At 71.3% G+C, this 20,391-nt stretch carries 17 protein-coding genes, 1 tRNA gene and 1 pseudogene; 6 read left to right on the top strand and 13 right to left on the bottom strand.

Features of this window, described 5'->3' with window-relative positions:
- The first annotated feature begins 174 nt into the window (after nt 1–174).
- Nucleotides 175–1,302, top strand: coding sequence for a uroporphyrinogen decarboxylase (gene hemE / locus ABEA24_RS49320; RefSeq protein ID WP_345442764.1), 1,128 nt, complete (start codon nt 175–177; stop codon nt 1,300–1,302).
- A gap of 528 nt (nt 1,303–1,830) precedes the next feature.
- On the opposite strand, the pseudogene ABEA24_RS49315 reads toward hemE, so the two are convergent.
- Nucleotides 1,831–2,704 (bottom strand): annotated as a pseudogene (locus ABEA24_RS49315) (IS5 family transposase).
- 361 nt (nt 2,705–3,065) lie between these two features.
- On the opposite strand from ABEA24_RS49315, the gene ABEA24_RS49310 reads away from it, so the two are divergent.
- The 3 genes from ABEA24_RS49310 to ABEA24_RS49300 are packed head-to-tail and all read left to right on the top strand — an operon-like array spanning nt 3,066 to nt 6,527.
- The gene (locus tag ABEA24_RS49310) at nt 3,066–3,785 is read left to right on the top strand and encodes an ATP-binding cassette domain-containing protein (RefSeq protein WP_345442762.1); all 720 of its coding nucleotides are present in this window, start codon (nt 3,066–3,068) and stop codon (nt 3,783–3,785) included.
- On the top strand, nt 3,782–5,929 hold the full coding sequence (locus ABEA24_RS49305) for a YhgE/Pip family protein (protein ID WP_345442760.1): 2,148 nt from the start codon (nt 3,782–3,784) through the stop codon (nt 5,927–5,929). The genes ABEA24_RS49310 and ABEA24_RS49305 overlap by 4 nt, the downstream gene beginning before the upstream one ends.
- A 7-nt stretch (nt 5,930–5,936) precedes the next feature.
- Complete coding sequence (locus ABEA24_RS49300; protein WP_345442758.1) at nt 5,937–6,527, top strand: TetR/AcrR family transcriptional regulator; 591 nt, start codon at nt 5,937–5,939, stop codon at nt 6,525–6,527.
- Nucleotides 6,528–6,674: 147 nt separating this feature from the next.
- Here ABEA24_RS49300 and ABEA24_RS49295 read toward each other — a convergent pair whose 3' ends face one another.
- The gene (locus tag ABEA24_RS49295; RefSeq protein ID WP_345442756.1) at nt 6,675–6,947 is read right to left on the bottom strand and encodes a GlsB/YeaQ/YmgE family stress response membrane protein; all 273 of its coding nucleotides are present in this window, start codon (nt 6,945–6,947) and stop codon (nt 6,675–6,677) included.
- 246 nt (nt 6,948–7,193) lie between these two features.
- Here ABEA24_RS49295 and ABEA24_RS49290 point away from each other — a divergent pair, with 246 nt between their 5' ends.
- Nucleotides 7,194–7,658 carry a hypothetical protein gene (locus ABEA24_RS49290; protein ID WP_345442754.1) on the top strand — a complete coding sequence of 155 codons (465 nt, stop codon included), beginning with the start codon at nt 7,194–7,196 and terminating at the stop codon, nt 7,656–7,658.
- Between the two features lie 53 nt (nt 7,659–7,711).
- Here the strand turns inward: ABEA24_RS49290 and ABEA24_RS49285 are convergent, their stop codons facing one another.
- The 11 genes from ABEA24_RS49285 to ABEA24_RS49235 form a co-directional block, all read right to left on the bottom strand.
- Nucleotides 7,712–8,611 carry a proteasome assembly chaperone family protein gene (locus tag ABEA24_RS49285; RefSeq protein WP_345442752.1) on the bottom strand — a complete coding sequence of 300 codons (900 nt, stop codon included), beginning with the start codon at nt 8,609–8,611 and terminating at the stop codon, nt 7,712–7,714.
- A 104-nt stretch (nt 8,612–8,715) separates the two neighbouring features.
- Nucleotides 8,716–10,152, bottom strand: a complete 1,437-nt coding sequence (locus ABEA24_RS49280; protein ID WP_345442750.1) for a WD40 repeat domain-containing protein — start codon at nt 10,150–10,152, stop codon at nt 8,716–8,718.
- Nucleotides 10,153–10,306: 154 nt separating this feature from the next.
- Nucleotides 10,307–12,811 (bottom strand): ABC transporter permease, encoded by a 2,505-nt coding sequence (locus tag ABEA24_RS49275; protein WP_345442748.1) that lies wholly within the window; start codon nt 12,809–12,811, stop codon nt 10,307–10,309.
- Nucleotides 12,808–13,563, bottom strand: a complete 756-nt coding sequence (locus ABEA24_RS49270) for an ABC transporter ATP-binding protein (protein WP_345442745.1) — start codon at nt 13,561–13,563, stop codon at nt 12,808–12,810. The genes ABEA24_RS49275 and ABEA24_RS49270 overlap by 4 nt, the downstream gene beginning before the upstream one ends.
- 292 nt (nt 13,564–13,855) lie before the next feature.
- Nucleotides 13,856–14,632: a maleylpyruvate isomerase family mycothiol-dependent enzyme gene (locus ABEA24_RS49265; RefSeq protein WP_345442743.1), complete on the bottom strand. Its 777-nt coding sequence runs from the start codon at nt 14,630–14,632 to the stop codon at nt 13,856–13,858.
- A 254-nt stretch (nt 14,633–14,886) separates the two neighbouring features.
- A tRNA-Ala gene (locus tag ABEA24_RS49260) sits at nt 14,887–14,959 on the bottom strand.
- Between the two features lie 131 nt (nt 14,960–15,090).
- On the bottom strand, nt 15,091–15,726 hold the full coding sequence (locus ABEA24_RS49255) for a histidine phosphatase family protein (RefSeq protein ID WP_345442741.1): 636 nt from the start codon (nt 15,724–15,726) through the stop codon (nt 15,091–15,093).
- The gene (gene rsfS / locus ABEA24_RS49250; RefSeq protein WP_345442739.1) at nt 15,723–16,130 is read right to left on the bottom strand and encodes a ribosome silencing factor; all 408 of its coding nucleotides are present in this window, start codon (nt 16,128–16,130) and stop codon (nt 15,723–15,725) included. The genes ABEA24_RS49255 and rsfS overlap by 4 nt, the downstream gene beginning before the upstream one ends.
- A gap of 35 nt (nt 16,131–16,165) precedes the next feature.
- Nucleotides 16,166–16,771 carry a nicotinate-nucleotide adenylyltransferase gene (gene nadD / locus ABEA24_RS49245; RefSeq protein ID WP_345442737.1) on the bottom strand — a complete coding sequence of 202 codons (606 nt, stop codon included), beginning with the start codon at nt 16,769–16,771 and terminating at the stop codon, nt 16,166–16,168.
- A 61-nt stretch (nt 16,772–16,832) separates the two neighbouring features.
- Nucleotides 16,833–17,690 (bottom strand): hypothetical protein, encoded by an 858-nt coding sequence (locus tag ABEA24_RS49240; protein ID WP_345442735.1) that lies wholly within the window; start codon nt 17,688–17,690, stop codon nt 16,833–16,835.
- Between the two features lie 93 nt (nt 17,691–17,783).
- Nucleotides 17,784–19,055 carry a phenylacetate--CoA ligase family protein gene (locus ABEA24_RS49235; RefSeq protein WP_345442733.1) on the bottom strand — a complete coding sequence of 424 codons (1,272 nt, stop codon included), beginning with the start codon at nt 19,053–19,055 and terminating at the stop codon, nt 17,784–17,786.
- A gap of 252 nt (nt 19,056–19,307) precedes the next feature.
- Here ABEA24_RS49235 and ABEA24_RS49230 point away from each other — a divergent pair, with 252 nt between their 5' ends.
- Complete coding sequence (locus ABEA24_RS49230; protein WP_345442731.1) at nt 19,308–20,345, top strand: M48 family metallopeptidase; 1,038 nt, start codon at nt 19,308–19,310, stop codon at nt 20,343–20,345.
- Nucleotides 20,346–20,391: the final 46 nt, after the last annotated feature.

Raw genomic sequence — 20,391 nt, 5'->3', positions numbered from 1 at the left:
CACCGTACGCTGCACTGCGGCTTGACCGCGCCGGGACCGCACCCGATGCGGATCTGGCACCTGCCGGGTCGCCCGGACTGGGCACCGCTACGATAACGACGCTCCCTCACCGGGGCGGAGTGCGCTGACCGGGTTCCCCCGAAGCCTGGGGGCAGTTCAACAGGACGGAACAGGATGGACATCGCTGCGCGGGAAGAAGTCAGCCTGGGGCCGGCGTCCGGCAGCCTCCGACCTAAGAAGCTGCTCCTGCGCGCGCTCGCGGGAGAGCGTACCGAGCGGCCGCCGATATGGCTGATGCGGCAGGCCGGGCGATACCTGCCCGAGTACCACCGGGTCCGTGAGGCCGCCGGCGGCATGGTGGGACTTTGCAATTCACCCGAGCACGCCGTCGAGGTGACCCTGCAGCCAATCCGCCGCTTCCCGCTCGACGCCGCCATCGTCTTCGCGGACCTGCCGCAGGTCGCCGCCGCGCTGGGCCAGACCCTGGACTACCGGGTGGGCGAAGGGCCGGTCCTGACGCCACCCGTCCGCTCGGCAGCGGACATAGCGGAGTTCCTCGGTGTCTCCCGCCTCCACGAAAAGCTGGCCCCGATCTACGAGACGGTACGGCAGCTGACTCGGGCACTGCCTGCCGAGGTGGCCCTGATCGGCTATGCCGGCGCGCCGTGGACCATTGCCACCTACATGGTCGAAGGACGCAGCGGCGGGTCGGAGCACTCCATCGTCAAGCAGTGGGCGTTGAGTGATCCCGAGGGGTTCCAGCCCCTGATCGACATGCTCACGACCGCTGTCATCCAGTTCCTTGAGCGCCAGATCGAGGCGGGCGCGGAGGCACTCCAGTTGTTCGACACCTGGGCTGGGATACTCCCGGACGCCCTCTTCGAACGCTGGTGCGTCAAGCCAGTCGCCGCTATCGTCGCAGCGCTCAAGGTGAAGCACCCGGACGTCCCCGTCATCGCTTTCCCCCGGGGTGCTGGGCTCGCCTACGACGGCTTCGCCGAGGCGACCGGCGCGGACTGCATCGGCCTGGACGCCACGGTTCCCCTCGGATGGGCCGCGCAGAAGGTACAGCGCGGCCTGGGACGCTGCGTGCAGGGCAACCTCGATCCCCAGCTTCTGGTCGCCGGCGGACCCTCGCTCCATGCCGAGACAGACCGTATCCTGCGCGCCCTGAGCGGGGGGCCGTTCGTGTTCAACCTGGGACACGGCATCGTCAAGACCACGCCCCCGGAGCATGTCACCGCCCTGGCCGAGCAGGTACGCTCCTGGACCGCGCCCGCCCGGCCGGACCGGCTGGAATAGTCACCCGTGGCCCTGGACTGCTCACCGGGATGACCGGTCCAACAGCCACAACAACCGGCAAAGGCAGCTCAGCCAAATCGCGTTGGGTGCAGCCCTTCTAAGGGAACTTCCGACCTGGAGTTCGCCGCCCGCATCCCGGAGCCGTGCACGGCATCGGCCCTGCTAGGGCGTGTTTCAAAAGCCTGATCTGGCGGCTCGTTCTGCGGCTGCATGCCACCAGGCGGGTGGTGATGGCCCGATGATCCTTGCAGTGGGCTGATCGGGATGAAGACCCAGCCTTCGGAGGGCATCCGCGTCGACGCTGATGCTGTACCAGCCTCGCCAGCGGCCTTCAGGGCCGGGGCCGCAGGTCAGACCATACTGGATCTGTTCAGGCCCCAGAGGCATCCAGTCGATGCCGCGGTCGCGTAGTCAAGCGCGGGTCGCTGCTATCGGCGACGGGCAGCCGGGCAGGTTCTCGTAGGCCGCGATGACGACCCACTCTGCGCTCGAGGTGCTCATGACCCCATGATGCCTGCGAACGGCCGGTCAGAGCCACTCGTTGATCGCCGCGATGTGGAGGGTGGCCTCGTAACGAACGGCGAGCTTGTCATAGCGAGTCGCGACTGCTCGGTTGCGCTTGAGCCGGTTGATCGCGCACTCCACGGCATGACGGTCGCGGTAGTCGGCCTTGTCGAACTTGGGCGGTCGCCCACCACGCGAGCGCCGCTTGAGCCGGTGCGCGGCCTGGTCCTTCTTCTCGGGGATGGTGCATTGATACCGCGCCCCCGCAGGTAGGCACGGTTGGCGCGCGAAGAGTACGCCTTATCGGCTCGGACCCGGTCTGGGCAGGTGCGGGGACGGCCGCCTCCGGCCCGGGGAACCCGGATGGCCTCCAACACGGGCTTGAACTGCGGTGAGTCGCCGTGCTGCCCGGCGGTGACCAGCAGCGATAGCGGCTTTTGTCCTTGCTCGACGGCCAGGTGCAGCTTGGTGGTCAGCCCGCCGCGCGATCGGCCGAGCCCGTGATCTGCGGGTTCATGGTGCACCCCGCCCGGTGGCTCCTTCTGTTCCTCCCCTTTTTCCGCACGCCAGCGGCGTGCTGGTGCGCGCGCGCAACGGTGGAGTCCACCGAGACATCCCAGGTGATCAGACCCGCAGCGTCCGCTCGGGCCTGCAGGTCGGTGACAATCCGTGCCCAAGTTCCGTCCCGTTGCCAGCGGCGGAACAGCCCGTACACCGTCTCCCATTTGCCGTACCGTTCAGGCACGTCCCGCCACGGCGCACCGGTCCGGGTACGCCACCGGATCCCGTCGATGAGCTGCCGTTTTGTCCACCTCGGTGGCCGTCCCAGCTTCTTACCGACAGGCAACAACGGCTCCAGCACCGCCCACTGTGCTGCAGTCAGATCACCTCGACCCACATCAAGATCATCCCAGAAGTGGATCACTTGGCTGATCCACTTCTGAAACGCGCCCTAGTCCTCTCGGCCGACTGCAAGGGCATCGTGATGCGCCCAGGGACGCTACGCGCCGCCACCGCGAAGGCCGCCGCCTGGCTGGAGGCACGACCGGGCACGCCTCTCGGTAGTTCACCTCACGCGCCGACGGCCGCGAACACGTGCTGAGCGCGGCATCGGCGGCCGGGGCGCCGGTTTGCGTCCTGGCCGGAGGGCAGACGACGTCCCACAGGTGAGTCATGTCACCACAGATCGCGCTTGGCCTTCTCCCGTACCACGGTATTTTTGAACTGACCAGTCAGTACAAAAACAACCAGGGACGACCGTGACAGGCAACGCTCACCCCGAACGCACCGCGACGGAGCCGCCGGCCTCCGGCTCGCCGGAGGCGGCCGAGCAGCGATCCCCCGCGCCTCTCGTGACCGCCTGCGGGCTGTCGCTGAAGGGCCCCCGCGGCTGGGTGTACCGCGACGTCGACCTGTCCCTGACCGAGGGCGGGCTCGCGGTGGTCTCCGGGGAGGCCGGCACCGGCCGCACCTGTCTGCTGCTCACCCTGGCAGGCCGGATGCGCCCCACCTCCGGGGAGGTCACGGTCGCCGGGCAGGCGGCAGCGGCCACGATCCAGCGCGTCGCGGCGATCGGCGAGACCGAAGGCGTCAACGACCTCGACGACGCGCTCACCGTCACCGAGCACGTCTTCGAGCGCAGGCACCTGCGCGCCGGGCTCCTCCCCCGCCGGCCGGCCAGGCGGGACGAGGAGGTCGCCGCCGCGCTCGCCCCCGTGGGACTCGCGCTCGACCCCGGCACGCCGACCGGGGATCTCGGCCCGCGCGACCGGCATCTGCTCGGCGCGGCGCTCGCCCTCATGGACCGGCCACGGCTCCTCGTCCTCGACGACATCGACCGCGGGATGCGCGGCGACCATCAGCGCGAGATGTGGGAGTCCCTGCGCGCCCTCACGGAGCGGGCGGGCGTGACCATCGTCGCCGGCTGCGTCGACGCCGCCCCCGCGTCCGGCCTCGCCGACCTGGAGGTCGTGCTGTGAGACTCCCCTCCGTGTCCCTGTCCGGGCTGGAGCTGCGGCGTTTCGCCCGGGCCAAGCTCACCCGGATCGCGGTCGTCGCGCTGGTGATGCTGCCCCTGCTGTACGCCGGGCTGTACCTGTGGTCGTTCTGGGACCCGTACGGCAAGATCTCGCGGCTGCCCGTCGCCCTGGTGGTGGACGACAGGCCCGCCACCGTCGGCGGCAAGACCGTGAACGCCGGGCAGGAGCTGGCCGACGAGCTCGAGCGGCGCAAGGTCTTCGACTGGCACCGGGTCGACGACCGTACGGCCGCCGACGGCGTGGCGAACGGCCGGTACTACATGTCCCTGACGATCCCGGCCGGCTTCAGCTCAAGCCTCACGTCCCCCCAGGACCAGCAGAACGCGCCGCAGCCGGCCTCCCTCCAGGTGCATCTCAACGACGCCAACAGCTACATCGCGAGCACGATCGCGGGCGCCGCCTTCAACGAGATCAAGGCGGCCGCCGCGTCCAGCGCCGTCCACGGGTACTTCGACCAGATCTTCGTCTCGTTCGGGCAGTTGCACGACAAGCTCCAGCAGGCCGCGGAGGGCGCCGACAAGCTGGCCCAGGGCATCGACAAGGCCGAGAGCGGCGCCGCCCAGCTGCGGAAGGGCATCGGCACGGCCAGGAGCGGCGCCGGTCAGCTCACCGGCGGACTCGCCACCGCCAAGAGCGGCGCCGACCAGCTCGTGGCCGGCCTCGCCAAGCTGGACTCCGGCGCGGCGAAGCTGCAGTCGGGCAGCGCGCAGGTGGCGTCGGGGACCCAGCGGCTCACCACGACGTTCGACCAGGTCACGGACAAGCTTCTGCCGGTCCTGCGGGGGCATCCCGACGACATCAGGAACGCCGCCCTGCTCGTGGCCAGGGGCGCGGACGCCGCGGCCACCGCCCTCGACGCCCTCCCGAACCAGACCGCGCAGGCCGTACGCCAGGCGGCGGCCGCCCGCAAGACGATCTGCACGCTCGCCGAGACGCATCCGGAGGCGGCACCCGCCTGCTCGGCGGCCACGACGGTGCTCACCACCGCCAAGGAGGTCAACGCCCAGGTACGGGCGCACACCGGGGAACTGCGCCGGGTCGCCGCCCAGGCGCGGCGGCTGGCCGGCGACGCCCGCAGGCTCGCCGCGGAGGCGCCGCACCTGGCCGGCAAGGTCGAGCAGGCACGGCGTGACATCCACCGCCTGAACAACGGCGCGCACCAGGTCGCGACCGGCCTGGCCACCCTGCACCAGGGCATCGGCACCGCCTACGCCGGAGAGGTCAAGCTGTCGCAGGGCCTCGGGAAGCTGCAGTCCGGCGCAGCACAGCTGGACTCCGGGCTCGGCCGGCTCTACACCGGCGCCCAGCAGCTGGAGTCCGGGCTGAGCCAGGCGTCCAGCGGCGCGCACCGGCTGGCCAAGGGCCTGAACCAGGGGGCCGGGCAGGTCCCCGACTACACCAAGAACGAGCGGAACCAGCGCTCCGGCGTGATGAGCGACCCGGTACGCCTGGCCACGGCCAAGTCCAACCCCGCCCCGGACTACGGCACCGGCTTCGCGCCGTTCTTCGTCCCCCTCGCCCTGTGGGTCGGCGCGATGTTCGTCTACATGATCCTGCGCCCGCTGAACCCCCGGGCGCTGGCGGCGGCGGCACCGGCCCGGCGGGTGGCGTTCGCCGGCTGGTTCCCGGCCGTCCTGGTCGGCGCGGCCCAGGTCGCGGTGCTGCTGCTCGTGCTGAAGTTCGCCCTGGGGCTGACGGCGGTGCGCTGGGCCGGGATGATCGGCCTCCTCGTCCTCACCGCCGCCTCGTTCATGGCGGTGGTGCAGTTCGTGTACGGCAAGTTCGGGCCGGTCGGACGGGTGATCGCGCTGGTGCTCCTGATGCTCCAGCTGACCTCGTCGGCCGGGACGTACCCGATCCAGACCAGCCCGGGGTTCTTCCAGGCCCTGCACCCCATCCTGCCCATGGGCTGGGTGGTCACCGCGCTCCGCCATCTGATCAGCGGCGGGCCGCTGACCTCCGTATGGGAGTGTTGTGCGGTGCTGCTGGCCTACCTCGTGGGCGGCCTGGCACTGACCATGCTCACCGTTCGACGGGAACGCGTGTGGACGCTCAAGCGCCTGCACCCCGTGCTCAAGCTGTAGGGAGACCATGCCCACCCGACGGGAACGCACGCGGCAACGCCTGTACGACGCCGCCGTCGAGCTCATCGCCGAGCACGGCTACTCCGCCACGACCGTCGACCAGATCGCCGAGCGGGCCGGAGTCGCCAAGGGGACCGTCTACTACAACTTCGCCGGCAAGGCCGCGCTCTTCGGCGAACTGCTGGAGTACGGCATCGACCGGCTCGCCGAGACGCTGCGCGCCGCCGCCGACGACCGTCCCCCGCTGGAGGCGCTCGACGCCGTGGTCGGCGCGGAACTCGCCTTCATCGGGGAGTACGAGGCGTTCGCCCGGCTCCTGCTGGCCGAGACCTGGCGGGCGGGCGGCGACTGGCAGGCGACGGCGCGGCTGATCCGGGAGCGCGCGGTCGGGGTGATCGCCGACGTGCTGCGCGCCGCCGTCGCCCACGGGGATCTCCGCGCCGACCTGGACGTCGGCATGGCGGCGTCGGCGGTCTTCGGCATGGTGCTGACGGTCGCGCTCGACTGGCGCACGCTACAGCCCGCGCGCCCGCTCACCGACGTGCACGCGACGCTCGTCGACCTCCTCCGCGGCCGCATCGCGGGGCCCGCCGCATAGCCATCGCGAGGCACGCCGCGTAGACGCCGCGAGGCACGCCGCGTAGACGCCGCCAGAAGCCGCCGCGTAGACGTCGTCGGGCCGGTGCATGGACGCCGCGGGCCGGCCGACATGGCGTCGGCCGGCCCGTGGCGAGAGGGTCGGCGGTCAGCGCACTCCCCGGCGGCCGTACATGCCCGCGGCGAGAGTCACGCCGACGGCGGCCAGGCCGATCTGGATGATCAGCTCGATCCAGTCGACGCCCTTGGTACTGGCGACACCCAGACCGCCCGCGATGGCGGTGCCGATGAGCGCCGCGACGACGCCGATGACGATCGTGAGCCACATCGGGATGTGCTGACGGCCGGGCACGACCAGACGGCCGAGCGCACCGATGATCAGGCCGATGATGATGGCGGTGATGATCCCAGTGACGTGCATATCCAGGGCTTCCTTTTCGCTCGGGGCTCCGGGTGGTCGGATGGTTCCCCGGAACGGACCGGGTATGCACGGCCCCTTCCGCATTCGGCGTCATCCGTGGTAGTGGCCTGACCGGACGACCTCCCGGCAGGGACAGTCGTTGACAGGACCTTCCCATCGAGTATTATCTCTTATATCGAGAAGCTCTCAAGAAGAGAGCGTCCGAACGTCCCGGCGTTGCCCGATTTCCGAGGAGGAAAAACCGCGATGAACGCCACCAGCACCGACAGCGTCCGCGTCCAGGCCCACTACGACACCGTCAAGCACCTAGGCCACTGGACGACCAGCCGCGACTTCGAGGTCCGCGCCCGTCGCGGCAGCGTCGTCCTGGACCTGCGCTCGCCCCACATCCCGGACGGCGACATCGAGGTGCGCGTCGACCTCGACCACGCGATGGTCAAGCTGCTCGTCCCCGACAACGCCGTCATCGACCACTGGGACCTGGAGTGGCTCGGCCGCGGAAAGGTCAAGGACGCGGAGGGGGCCGCCGTCGAGACGCCGGGCCGCCGCATCCACCTCAGCGGGCGGATCCGGCACGGCGAGATCCGCGTGAACCGCGCCGGCGTTGCGGTGCTGTCCGCGATGTTCTCCCGGGAGTTCATCGAGGACGTGCGCCGCGCGCACAAAGAGGGCGGCACGCCGACCGTGGCCGACCCCGCCCGTACTCCGTGAACGACGATCCGGCACAGCGGCCCCCGAGAGGCGCTGCGCCGGATCCGCCGGGTCTACTGGTCGTTCTGTTCGGCGAGGAACCGCTCGAACTCCGCGGCGATCTCCTCGCCGTCCGGCATCCGCGCCGGCGAGCCGGCCAGCGGCAGGCTGTTCCGGCCCGCCTCCATGATCTCGTCGTACTGCACCTCGAGGTTGCGCACCGCCTCCGCGACGTCCTCGGAGGCGGCGACCTCGCCGTCAATCTGCTGACGCGCCTCCGCCGCGGCCTCGTCGAGGTCCGCGGTGGGGAACATCAGCCCGGTGGCGGAGTTGATGCCGTTCAGCAGCGCGATCGCGGCCGTCGGATACGCCGCCTGGGCGAGGTAGTGCGGCACGTGCGCCGCGAACCCGACCGAGTCGCGCCCGGCCTCCGCCATGCGGTACTCGATCAGCGCGGCCGCGCTTCCGGGCACCTCGGCCCGGTTGATCCACGCCGGGTGCTCCCCCAGCAGGTCAGGCCGGTTGCCGTGCGGCGTCAGGCCGGTCTCCCGCGTGTGCGGCACCGCCATGGGGATGCCGTGCACGCCGATCGCCAGCCGGACGTCGAGCCGCTCACCGAGCGAGATCACCGCCGCGGCGAACCGCTCCCACGCCCGGTCCGGCTCCGGCCCGGTCATCACCAGGAACGGCACCCCGACGGCGTCCTCACCCGCGTACACGGCCAGTTCGGGAGCCTCGTAGTCGGTCCAGCGGTCCGTGTCGAAGATCATCGGCGGCCGCCGGGACCGGTAGTCGATCAGCGAGTCGGTGTCGAACGTCGCGATCCGCCGCGCGCCGAGCGTCTTCAGGTGCTCGGTGGCCAGCCGCCCGGCACGCCCGGCGTCCATGAAACCGTCCAGGTGGTACACGAGCACGGGGTGGTCCAGCTCGGGAATCTCCTCGGCCAGCGTGTAAAGCTCACTCTGATCGGCCACAAGCCCTCCTCAACACGTCAATGTCCGTACGAACGTGCCAGACCTCAGGCGAATTCCAGCGCGCAGCAAGGAAAACCCCGCCGGTTCCGCCTCGCCGGGCACCGTCACTCCAACGCGTCAAGGAACCAGACATCGATGGGGTCGAGGTTGTCCTCTTCCAGGGAGGTCACGCCGACCAACGCGTGCCCGTCCGGAGTGAACGAGACAATGCGGATTGACGGCTCGGTCAACAGCACCCGCCCGTCGCCGTCGAACAGAACGCCACCGCGACGCTGGACGGAAAGATGCGCGAGCGGGCCCCGACCGGTCCATGCCGCGCGCCATGACGCCCAGCTCTCGCCCAGCGGCGCGAGATCCTTCCCGCCCGGCCCCTGAGCGGGGCGCGCCACGGTGACCGGCTCAAGGGACGCCCCGGCGGGCGTGGTGTCGAAGGTCAGGCGGCAGGCCGCAGGGAGGTCGTCGCCGTCCGGGCCCACGGCCAGCAGTTGCCCGCCGTCCGGGGCCATGGCGAGATCGATCACGTCGGCCAGCCCGGTGTCCGCCTCGGCGAGCACCGCGCCGCCGCTCGTCGCGTCCCGGACCACCACCCGCGCCCCATCTCGGACGTAGGCCAGGAGCCGTCCGGACCTGTCGAGCGCGACCGGCCCGCGCCCGTCGATCGCGTCGTCCGGGCCGCCCGCCAGAACCTTGCCGGTGGGCACGTCCAGGACGACGACCGGTCCGCCCGTGTATCGCCCCGCGGCCAGCAGCCGGCCGTCCCCGCTGAAGGAGAAGCGCGTCGAGCCGCGTCCGTCCGGCTCGACCTCGCCGTCGTCCTCGTCGAGATCGTCTTCCTCGAGGTCCGCGTCGTCCTCGTCGAGATCGTCCTCCTCGATTTCAGAGCCGGGTGCGATCTGGCCCGACCAGGGCCTGCGGGAGTCGAGCGTCCACAGCCGCTCCCCTGTCGCCGCCGACCAGGCGAACCACCGGCCCTCCACCGAGGTGGCGACGACCCCGCCGTCCGGTGACACCTCGATGGCGAACGGGTTGTCGTGGTAGTCGGCGCCGTCCAGATACGTGATCAGCGGCGGCCCGTCGACCGTGCTCCAGCCGACGATGTCGCCGCCGTTGTGGTGCCACTCGGCCGTCGCGCCGAGCACCACGCGGCGCAGGCCGGGCAGGGCGGCCACCGCGGTGGCGCTGTAGAAGAAGGAGGCCTCGCCGTTCAGGTGGTCGTGATCGTTCTCCTCCGCGTAGGAGTCCGCGTCGGCCTCCGGAAAGGCGGGTGCGCGTCCGCACTCCACGTCGTGCAGGCGGCCGAGCCTGCGGGTCGCGGCCAGGCGATGATACGGGCGGATGTCACCGGCCAGCGTGCTCGCCCACCACGCGTCCGGCATCGTCCGTACCTCGGGCGGCCAGGCGCGCAGGCGCGGAGTGACGGCTGCCAGCTCCTCCGCGCTCAGGCCTTCCAGGAACGGGCAGAGCTCCCGCCATGCCGCGCGTGAGCGGGGCCCTTCCAGCAGTTCCTCAAGGGTCCAAGGCTTGGGGTCACCGAAGCTCATCAGCGCATCCTTCGCTTTTCGCGACCGAGGGCGCGCAACAGCCTAGGGCGATCTTCGACGTCGTGATCATCACTCGGCGTGCCACCGGCTGCGGCAGGGATCAACCACCGTCCGGCCGGCGCGGTGGCACACGGCCGGACGGCGGTGGGTCACGTCAGGCCGTCGCGATCGCGGCGAGGACGTCGAGCCGCGCCGCTCGCCGGGCCGGGCGGACGGCCGCGACCACCCCGGCGAGCGCGCCGACGACCGCGATGATCGCCAGTTGTGCCACCGGAGCGGCGAAGGCGCCGTCGCTCGCCGCCCGGCCCACGGCCCAGCCGAGCAGCAGCCCCAGCCCCAGCCCGCCCGCCGTGCCGAAGACCGCCATGATGAGCGACTCCCAGCGGACCATCGAGCGCAGTTGCGCGCGGGTCATGCCGACGGCGCGCAGCAGCCCGAGCTCGCGGGTGCGCTCGTGCACCGACAGCGAGAGGGTGTTGGCGATGCCGAGGAGAGCGATGACGATCGCCAGCGCCAGCAGGACGTACACCAGCGTCAGCAGCTGCCGCACCCCGGACGCCTGCGCGTCGAGGTAGGCCGCCCGGTCCCGTACCGACGGCGCGCCGTACGGCCGCGCGGCGTCCGTGACGGCGCGCTTCGCCGCCGCCAGGTCCGTACCGCCCCGCAGCGTGATGAGCACCGTCGTGTCCTGGGGCTGCCGGTCGTGGGGCGTCCACTCCGCGCGCGGGATCAGGTAGCCGCCGATGGGACCGCCCGAGGGGTAGATCCCGCCGACGGTCAGGGCCCGCGACGTTCCGTCGGCGAACCGGACGTTCACCGGCGTCCCGGCGTGCCAGCCCCGCTTCGCCGCGACGTCCTCGGCCACCGCGAACCGCCCCGGCCCGATCCGCGCTGCGGGACCCAGGTCGATCACCCGGCCGAGCGCGGCCGGATCGGCGTACCGCACCTGTACGGGCCTGCCTCCGATCCGGAGGTCGCCGACGCCCACCCCGGCGGCGGCCGACGTCTGGGGAAGCCGCGCGACGTCGTCGGCCAGCCGCGGGCTGAACCCCGCGGTGGAGGAGGTGCCGGTAGCGGAGATCACGAGGTCGCCGCCGAACGACCGGGCGACGGTGCTCCGGACGGACGCCTCCGACGAGGCGGCCAGCACGGTCACCAGCGTGACCACCCCGACCCCGACCATCAGCGCGGTCGCCGCCCCGGCGGTGCGCCGCGGGGCGCGCACGGCATTCCGGCGGGCGAGCGTGCCGGTGAGGCGGCGCAGCGGCACGCCGAGCAGCGCGGCGGCGTACCGCGCCGCGACCGGCCCGAACACCACCATGCCGACGACACCGACCAGTGCCGCCGCGCCCGCGACCGGCATCGAGTCGCCGGCGACCACCGAAGCGAGGACGAGGGCGACGCAGATCGCCAGAAGGGCCCCGCCGGCGACCGCCCGGGCCCGGGGGACGCCGGGCGGCTCGGCCGCCGTCTCACGGAGCGCGGCCAGCGGCGGCGTCCGCGCGGCGTGCACCGCCGGGACCAGGCCGGCCAGCAGCGTGACGAGCAGGCCGACGGGCACGGCGACGGCGACCGTCCCCGGCGTGAGCACGAGCCCGCCCACGGGCAGGGCCGCGCCCATCGCGGCGAACACGCCGCCCAGCAGCGTGGCGAAGCCGAGACCGCCCAGCACGCCGGCCAGCGAGGCCACCAGGCCGACGGCCAGCGCCTCGACGACGACCGAGCCGAGCACCTGCCTCCGCGACGCGCCCAGTGCCCGCAGCAGCGCCGACTCCCGGACCCGCTGCGCCACGGTGATCGAGAAGGTGTTGTGGATGCTGAGCGAGCCGACCAGCAGCGCGACCCCGGCGAAGACGAGCAGGAACGCCCGGAACATCGTCAAGAAGCCCTTCGCGACGGCCGACATGCCCTCGTCGCCGAGCGCCCTGCCGGTGACCGCCTCGGTTCCGGGCGGCAGCACCCGCCGCACGCGCTCGGCCAGCGCGGCCTGCGGCACGCCCGCCGCCGCGCGGATCGACACACTGGTGACGCGGTCGGGCGATCCCGCCACGTAGCGGCGGGCGCCCTCCAGCGTGAAGGCGGTGAACGACGTCCCGCCGAACCCGTCCTGGTCGCCGAACTTCGCCAGCCCGACGATCCGTACCGGTATCCGCCGCGGCGTGAGGACGGCGGTCACGTCGCCGACGCGCAGCCGTCCCTGCCGGGCGACGGCCCGGTTCACCACGACCTCGTCCAGGGCGTACGGCGCGCGTCCCTCGACGAGGTGGTACGGGTTGAGCCGCGGGTCGGTCAGCCAGTTGCCGGCCGTCCGCGGCCCCAGCACCTCGATCGGCCGGCCGTCCCTGCCGAGGAGCTGGCCGATGCCCTGGATCACCGGTTCGGCGGCGGCCACACCCGGCACGCCGCGCACCCGGTCGGCGACGGAGGCGTCGACCGGTCCCCGTATCGCCCCGGGACCGTCGCTGACGCTCGTGGCGTTCCGCACCGACACGTCCGTGCCCGCGTACGCCTGCGCGAAGAACCGGCCGATCGAGCGATTCAGGGTGTCGCCCAGCACGAGCGTCCCCGTCAGGAAGGACACGCCCAGGAAGACGGCGACGAACGACCCGGCGAGACGGCGCTTGCGCGCCCACAGCGCCTTCAGCGCGACGCGCGTCATCGCCGCCCCCGTACGGTGCCGCCGTCGGCCAGGACGCTCATGCGATCGAGCACGGTCCTGGCGGTGGGCGCCTCGATCCGGCCGGCGATCCGGCCGTCGGCGAGGAAGACGGCCGTGTCGGCGTACGCGGCGGCGGCCGGGTCGTGCGTGACCATCACGACCGTCTGCTCCAGCTCCGTGACTGCCTCACGGAGGAACGCGAGGATCTCCGCGCCGGTCCGCGAGTCCAGGTTCCCGGTCGGCTCGTCGGCGAAGATGATCTGCGGGCGTCCCGCGAGCGCCCGGGCCACCGCCACCCGCTGCTGCTGCCCGCCGGACAACTCGGCCGGCCGGTGCGAGAGCCGGTCCCGGATGCCGACCGTGTCGATCACGCTGTCGAGCCAGTCCCGGTTCGGCCGCGCCCCCGCGAGGGTCATGGGCAGGGTGATGTTCTCCCAGGCGTTCAGGGCCGGGACCAGGTTGAACGACTGGAACACGAACCCGACGCGCTCCCGCCGCAGGCACGTGAGCTGCCGGTCCGTCAGCTCACCGAGTTCGACCTCCCCGATGAAGACCTGCCCGGACGTCACGGTGTCCAGGCCGGCGACGCAGTGCATCAACGTGGACTTGCCCGCCCCCGACGGCCCCATGATCGCGGTAAACCGCCCAGCCGGGAACGCCACGGTGACCTCGTCGAGCGCCCGCACCGCAGCGTCACCGGCCCCGTACACCTTCGTGGCGGCCACAGCCCGGGCCGCCGGTTCGTCTCTCATCGCGCCTCTCCTCGAGCTCGTCTGCTCTGGAAAGGCTCTCCGCGTGCTCCGGCGCGCGTCGTCGCACACCGAGACGAACCACCCCTGCGCCCGGCAGGGTAGGCGGCCGGAAACCCGGCTACGTCACCGGGAGTACGTCACTCGGCTCCAGACGAGACGCCGGGCACCGGCCGCTTGCGCGGCCGGAACTCATCGGCGGCCTGGCCTGCGCCCTTGACGTAGTAAGGTCGGCGCTTTCGGCCGCGGCCGTAGACGAAAGCGTGCTCTGCGCCGGGCACCGGCGGCACCCGCCTCACTGCGTCGCCGTGACGAGGCAGCGCCGGAACTCCTCGATCGCCTCGGGGGCACCTTCGACCGTGACGCGGCTCTGCTCGTCGGCGCTCTCCCGGTTCCAGAGCCACCGCAGCACGGCCGCTGGCGGACCGCTCACGGTCACGTCGGCCGCGCCGTCACCGGCACCGTCCTCGACCGTGAACAGCCCCGGACCGGTCCGCACCCGCCACGCCCCGCCGTCGGTCCGCACCGCGTACGTCCAACCCGGCGAGCCACCCAGGATGTCGGTGAAGTAGTCGCCCCACTCGGCAACGCTGTACGCCACGAAGACCTTGAGCAACTCATCGATGCCGTCAACAGCAAGATCGTCCGGGACCGGCGCGACCGGCTGCCCGGTGCCGAGCTCCGCGTCGATGCGGTGGATGACCGTCTCCTGCGCCATCCGCCGGATCCAGAAGCCGACGGTCCGGTCAGGGGCGTACCAGGAACCGGCCGGATCCTCCGGCCTGCGGGTGTCGAACTCCTGACGCAGCCCCGCGTACGCCCGGTCGAGCAGCGCAAGCGGCTCCTCGTCCGCAAGCTCCTTCGGCGGCCACTCAGGCTCACCGCCCGGATTCTCGCCCCCCTCACGCATCGCGAGGGTCTTGTGCAGGTACACCTGGCCAACATGGCGCGTCAGATCGCCGACGGTCCACCCAGGACAACTCGGCACCACTGCGGACAGGCCACCCGGCACAACGGCCCGCAGCCGAGCGAAGTCAGCCTCAAGAAAGTCAAGAAACCGCGAATACTCCATACCGCCCAGTCCAGCACAACCCACCCGCCCCACTCAGCCCGACCGATCATCCAACAGGGGGTGTAGGGGGCGAAGCCCCCACATCAGAGAAGCCGGAAACCCCACAGCAACAAACAGACGGCCACCACCAGGGGGGCGTGGGGGGCGGCAGCCCCCCGAGGTAGGGGGCTCCGGGGGGTTTCCCCCCGGGAAAAATGACGAGGGCCGGTGGGGAGGAAGCGAAAGCTTCCGACCACACCAGCCCTCGGCCCGAGTGGAGCTATGGGGATTCGAACCCCAGACCTCCTCCATGCCATGGAGGCGCGCTACCAACTGCGCCATAGCCCCGCGCTTCCCGATCGGGGTTTCCCCCGCTCGGTGCTGCGCCAGTCTATAGGACTTCGCGACCAGACCTGTAATCGAATAGCCGCAGCGGTCCTGACCTCGATATTCGCCTGAACCCAGAGGTGGTCCGGGACTCAGCCGTCGCTCTCCGCACGGTCGTCGCTCAGCACCGGTTCGGGGAGGGTGCCGGCGTTGTGTTCGACGAGGCGCCAGTCGCTGCGGCCCTCTTCGAGGACGGACCAGCAGCAGTTGGACAGCCCGCCGAACCGGCTCCAGAGCTCTTCGGGGAAGCCGAGCCAGCGGAGCATGCCGAGTCGTAGCGCGGCGCCGTGGGAGGCGACGACGAGCAGGCCGCCCGCGGGGACCTCGGCCAGGCCACGGTCGATGGCGGCGGTGACCCGTTTGGAGACCTGTTCGGTGGTCTCACCGCCGGGCGGCTGCCAGAGGGCATGCTCGGCGGGGTACTTCGCCCGGATCTCGGCGTTGGTGAGGCCTTCCCATTCCCCTCCGCCGCGTTCGATCAGGTCGCGGTCGAGGGTGATGGACAGGCCGGTGACCGCGCTGAGCGCGTCGGCCGTGTCGGCGGCGCGCTGCAGCGGGGAGGCGATGATGGCGGTCGGGCGCAGTGCGGCGAGGAGCCGGGCGGCCCTGACCGCCTGTTCGCGTCCGGTGTCGTCGAGCGGGATGTCGGTGGAGCCTTGAAAACGGCGTTCGACGTTCCAGGTGGTCTGACCGTGCCGCCACAGCACGATCTTGCGCAATTCGGTCACTGACCGTCACCGGCCCGTACGCGCTGCTCCGAGTGGGCGTTGATGTCGTCGGGCAGGGGGACCTGGGGGCAGTCCTTCCACAGCCGTTCGAGCGCGTAGTAGACGCGGTCCTCTTCGTGCTGGACGTGCACGATGATGTCGGCGTAGTCGAGGAGCACCCAGCGCCCTTCGCGCTCTCCCTCGCGGCGGATGGGCTTGGCGCCGGCGTCCTCGCGCAGCCTCTTCTCGATCTCGTCGACGATGGAGCGCACCTGGCGGTCGTTGGCGGCCGAGCACAGGACGAACGCGTCGGTGATGACCAGTTGGTCGCTCACGTCGTAGGCGATGATGTTGTCAGCCAGCTTCTCGGCCGCGGCCTCGGCGGCGATCTGGACCAGCTGGGTGGCCCTCTCGGATGCGGTCACGGTGTGGTCGTTTTCCTCCTGGTGGGGCGTTACCGTCAACCGTCACGATAAAGCCCCCGTTTGTTTATGTACTGCACGATTCCGTCTGGGACGAGGTACCAGACGGGTTCTCCGGCCCGTACGCGCTCTCGGCACTCGGTCGAGGAGATCGCCAGCGCGGGCACTTCCACCAGGCTGACACCGCCCTCGGGAAGGCCGGGATCGGCGAGGTGGTGGCCGGGCCGGGTACAGCCTATGAAATGCGCCAGCCTGAAGAGCTCATCCGTGTCACGCCACGTCAACATCTGGGCGAGCGCGTCGGCCCCCGTGATGAAGTACAACTCGACGTCAGGCCCGTGTATTTCGCGCATCTCCCGAAGGGTGTCGATCGTGTACGTGAGCCCGGGACGTTCGATGTCGACGCGGCTGACCGAGAACCGCGGATTCGAGGCGGTCGCGATGACCGTCATCAGGTAGCGATCCTCGGCGGGCGAGGTCTTGCGGCCCTCCTTCATCCAGGGCTGACCGGTCGGCACGAAGATGACCTCGTCCAGCCGGAACAGGTGGGCGACCTCGCTCGCGGCGATCAGGTGGCCGTGGTGGATCGGGTCGAACGTGCCACCCATGATTCCGAGACGGCGGGGCTCCGGGGCGGTGCTCATGCGCCGACCTTAGTGAGCGTTTGGATCGGTCCTGATCGCATGCCCCTCCTTGCGGGCGGGATCAGTGCTCGGCGGCGTTCCGCAGGGCGAGCGTGGTCGCCCCGAGGGTGACGGTGTCCGAACCGAGCGGCGTCAGCACCATCCCCACGACCGAGCCGTCGGCCCAGGCACACGCGGCGCTCGCCCCCGTCGTCCCCTTCCCGCAGCGCAGGACGCCGCCGAGGGGTCCTGCCGGGAAGTCACTGGTGTCCGTGACCCCCATACCCAGGAACATGGAGTCGACCTCCTCCGAGGACGAACGGGAGTGCAGCTCCGTGGCGAGTTCGGGGATGTCGTCGCCCGACATGCCGACGAAGACGAGGGGCTCCTGGGTATCGCCCTTCTTGAGGTAGATGGCGATCTTGGCCTTGGCGTAGACCGTCGCGGTGGTGCCCGTGCCCTTGCCCATCGACTTGCGCATGTTCTGGATCATCCGGTCGGCGACGCTGCCCGTGATGCGCTTGTAGTCGCCGACCGACGCGGGGGTGTCGAGGGAACGGGGGGTGTCCGTCGGGGCGGCCGCCGGAACGCTCGACGACGCGGACGGTGCCGAGGGGGCCGCCGTGGCCGCGCTGGGGTTCTGTTTGTCCCCGGACGACGACAGCCCGATGAGGATAGCGAGCCCCCCGAAGACGACGACGGCGCCCGCGGTGGACAGCGCGATGATCAGGCCGGCGCGGCTCTTCTTGGGCGGCATGGGGGCGGGCCCGTACGGCTGCCACGGCCCGGGTCCGCCCGGCGGTGGGCCGCCCCCTGGCATCGGCGGACCGCCACCACCCGGCATCGGCCCGCCGTAGTACGGCGCTCCGCCGTACGGTTGCGACGGGGTGCCCCATCCTGAGTTCTGGAACTCAGGCCCGCCGCCCTGCCCACTCGTCATGTTCTCGCCTTACTGACTTATCTGTTATTTATGAAGAACTTTAACAGTTAATTGTTCGCCCTCCACGACGAATACCGGCCAGGCCCGGATGAATTATTCGAGTCCGGGGAGCGGCGGTTCGCCCGATTCCCAGGTCACGACGCGGACCGCCTTACCGGTCTCCACGCGCGGAATGGTCCCGGCCGGAAGAACGCGCACGTCGCACGACACGCCCAGATCGGCCGACAGCGCGTCCGCCAGGCCCGGCCCGGCCCCTTCGCAGGCGACGAGGATCCGCGCCATCGCCTTCCGGCGGTCGACGACGACCTGGTAATGCGGGGAGGCGTGCCGCAGGACGACGGCCTCGATCTCCCGTGGGAAGACGTTCACGCCCCGGATCACGAGCATGTCGTCACGGCGGCCGAGCACCTTGCTCATCCGGACGAGCGTGCGCCCGCACGGGCAGGGATCGTGGGACAGGGAGGCGACGTCGCCGGTGCGGTACCGCAGCAGCGGCATGGCCTCCTTCGGCGTGCTGAACACCAACTCCCCCGGCGTGCCGTCCGGGACCGGCGCGCCCGAGGCGTCCACCGCCTCGACGAGGAAATGGTCCTCATTGACGTGCAGCCCGGAGCGTTCGAGGCACTCGGTGGCCACCCCCGGGCCAATGATCTCCGACAGGCCGTAGATGTCCAGCGCCGCCAGGCCGAGCAGGTCCTCGATGGTCGAACGGAGCCCCTCCGACCACGGTTCGGCCCCGAACAGGCCCGCCTTGAGGTTCAGCTCGACGCCCGCCTCGCGCGCCGCCTCCCCGAGCCGTACGGCATAGGACGGCGTGCACGCCAGGATGTCGGGCCGCAGGTCGGCGAGCAGGCGGAGCTGGCGCTCGGTCATACCGCCCGACATCGGGACCACGGTGACGCCCAGGGCGATCGCCCCCTGGTGGAAGCCGATGCCGCCGGTGAACAGCCCGTACCCGTACGCGTTGTGGACCACGCTGCCGGGTGCGGCCCCCGCGCAGGCCAGCGACCGCGCGCACATCTGTGCCCACAGCGTCAGGTCACGGCGCGTGTACGCGACGAGGGTCGGCCGTCCTCCGGTGCCGCTGGAGCCGTGTACGGCGGCGACCTCCTCCATCGGCACGGCGAGCATCCCGTACGGATAGGAGTCCCACAGGTCCTGCTTGGTGGTGAAGGGCAGGCGGTGCAGCTCGTCGAGCGCGACGTCCGGGCCGCCGGCGACGCCGGCCTCCCGCAGCCGCCGGCCCTGCAGGCCGTCCGCGGCGATCAGCCGGTCGATCAGGTCGCGCAGGCGGCGTTGGCGCACCGCGGTTAGCTCGTCGCGCGACATCGTCTCCGCGGGCACCGGCCCGTACGCCTCCGCCATGGTGGGAGTAGAACCCGCCTCGGCCCGCCGCGCAAGGGCACACCGCTCGAGGCCGGTCCGGAACGTACGCACGCGGCCCGGCTGCGACGCGCCGGGCCGCGGTGCGGGAACCACAGCGCGCCCGCATCGCCATGGGAGATCCGTCGCGCGTGGGCGCCGCCGCGGGGGATGCCCGTCCCGTACGGGCCGGTGGCCGGATCGCGCCTGGGGAACTCCGGGCCACGGCGGCCCGTCAGACATAGCATGCCGACTATGACGAGCAACACACCCGACCGTTCTCGCACGCGTTTCCCCGGGATCAGTTCCCGTGCCTATGAGCATCCAGCGGACCGGTCGGCGCTCGTCGCCCTCCGGTCGCTCAGCGGCTTCGACACGGTGCTGCGGCGCCTCGCCGGGCTGTTCAGCGAGCGCGCGATCCGCCTGATGTTCCTCGGCGGCACCGTGCGCGCGAGCGAGAGCCAGTACCGCCATCTGTACGACATGATGCGGGACAGCGCCTACATCCTCGACCTTCCCGACGTGCCGGAGCTGTACATCACGCAGGACCCGGCGCCGAACGCCATGACGATCGGCGTCGACAACCCGTTCATCGTCGTCAACACCGGCCTGATCGACCTCCTCGACGACGAGGAGCTGCGGTTCGTCATCGGGCACGAGGTCGGGCACGTGCTGTCCGGCCACGCGGTGTACCGCACGATGGCCATGATCCTCACCAACCTCGGCGCCCGGATCGCGTGGCTGCCGCTCGGGAACATCGCGATCGCCGCGATCCTCATGGGCCTGAACGAATGGCAGCGCAAGTCCGAGCTGTCGGCGGATCGTGCGGGCCTGCTGGCCGGTCAGGACGTCGAGGCGGGCAAGCGGGCGCTGATGAAGCTCGCGGGCGGCGCGCGGTTGTCGGAGATGGACGCCGAATCGTTCCTGGAGCAGGCGCGGGAGTACGACGCGGCCGGTGACGTCCGCGACGGTCTGCTGAAGTTCCTCAACCTGCTGAACCGCTCGCACCCGTACGCCGTGATCCGGTTCGCCGAGCTCGACCGGTGGGCGCGCGACGGCGAGTACGCCCGCATCCTCGGCGGCGACTACGAGCGGCGCGCGGACGACTCGAGCGCCTCGATCTCCGAAGAGATCAAGAACGCCGCGAACGCCTACCGGGAGTCGTGGAACCGCAGCGCGGACCCGTTCATCGGCGCGGTCAAGGGGGTCGCCGAAGGGGCCGTCAACGCGGGCGAGCGGCTCTTCGGCCGATTCGGCCGGGGCGGGGACGACGACGACAACCGCCAGAACTGAGCCCACCGCCGGGGCCGCACCTGGCCTTCGGCCCTAGGGCGTGTCC

This window comes from Actinoallomurus vinaceus, from assembly GCF_039542055.1.
Taxonomy (GTDB): domain Bacteria; phylum Actinomycetota; class Actinomycetes; order Streptosporangiales; family Streptosporangiaceae; genus Actinoallomurus; species Actinoallomurus vinaceus.
Note: the sequence above shows the minus strand (reverse complement) of the source record. Positions and strands in the feature narration are given on the sequence as shown.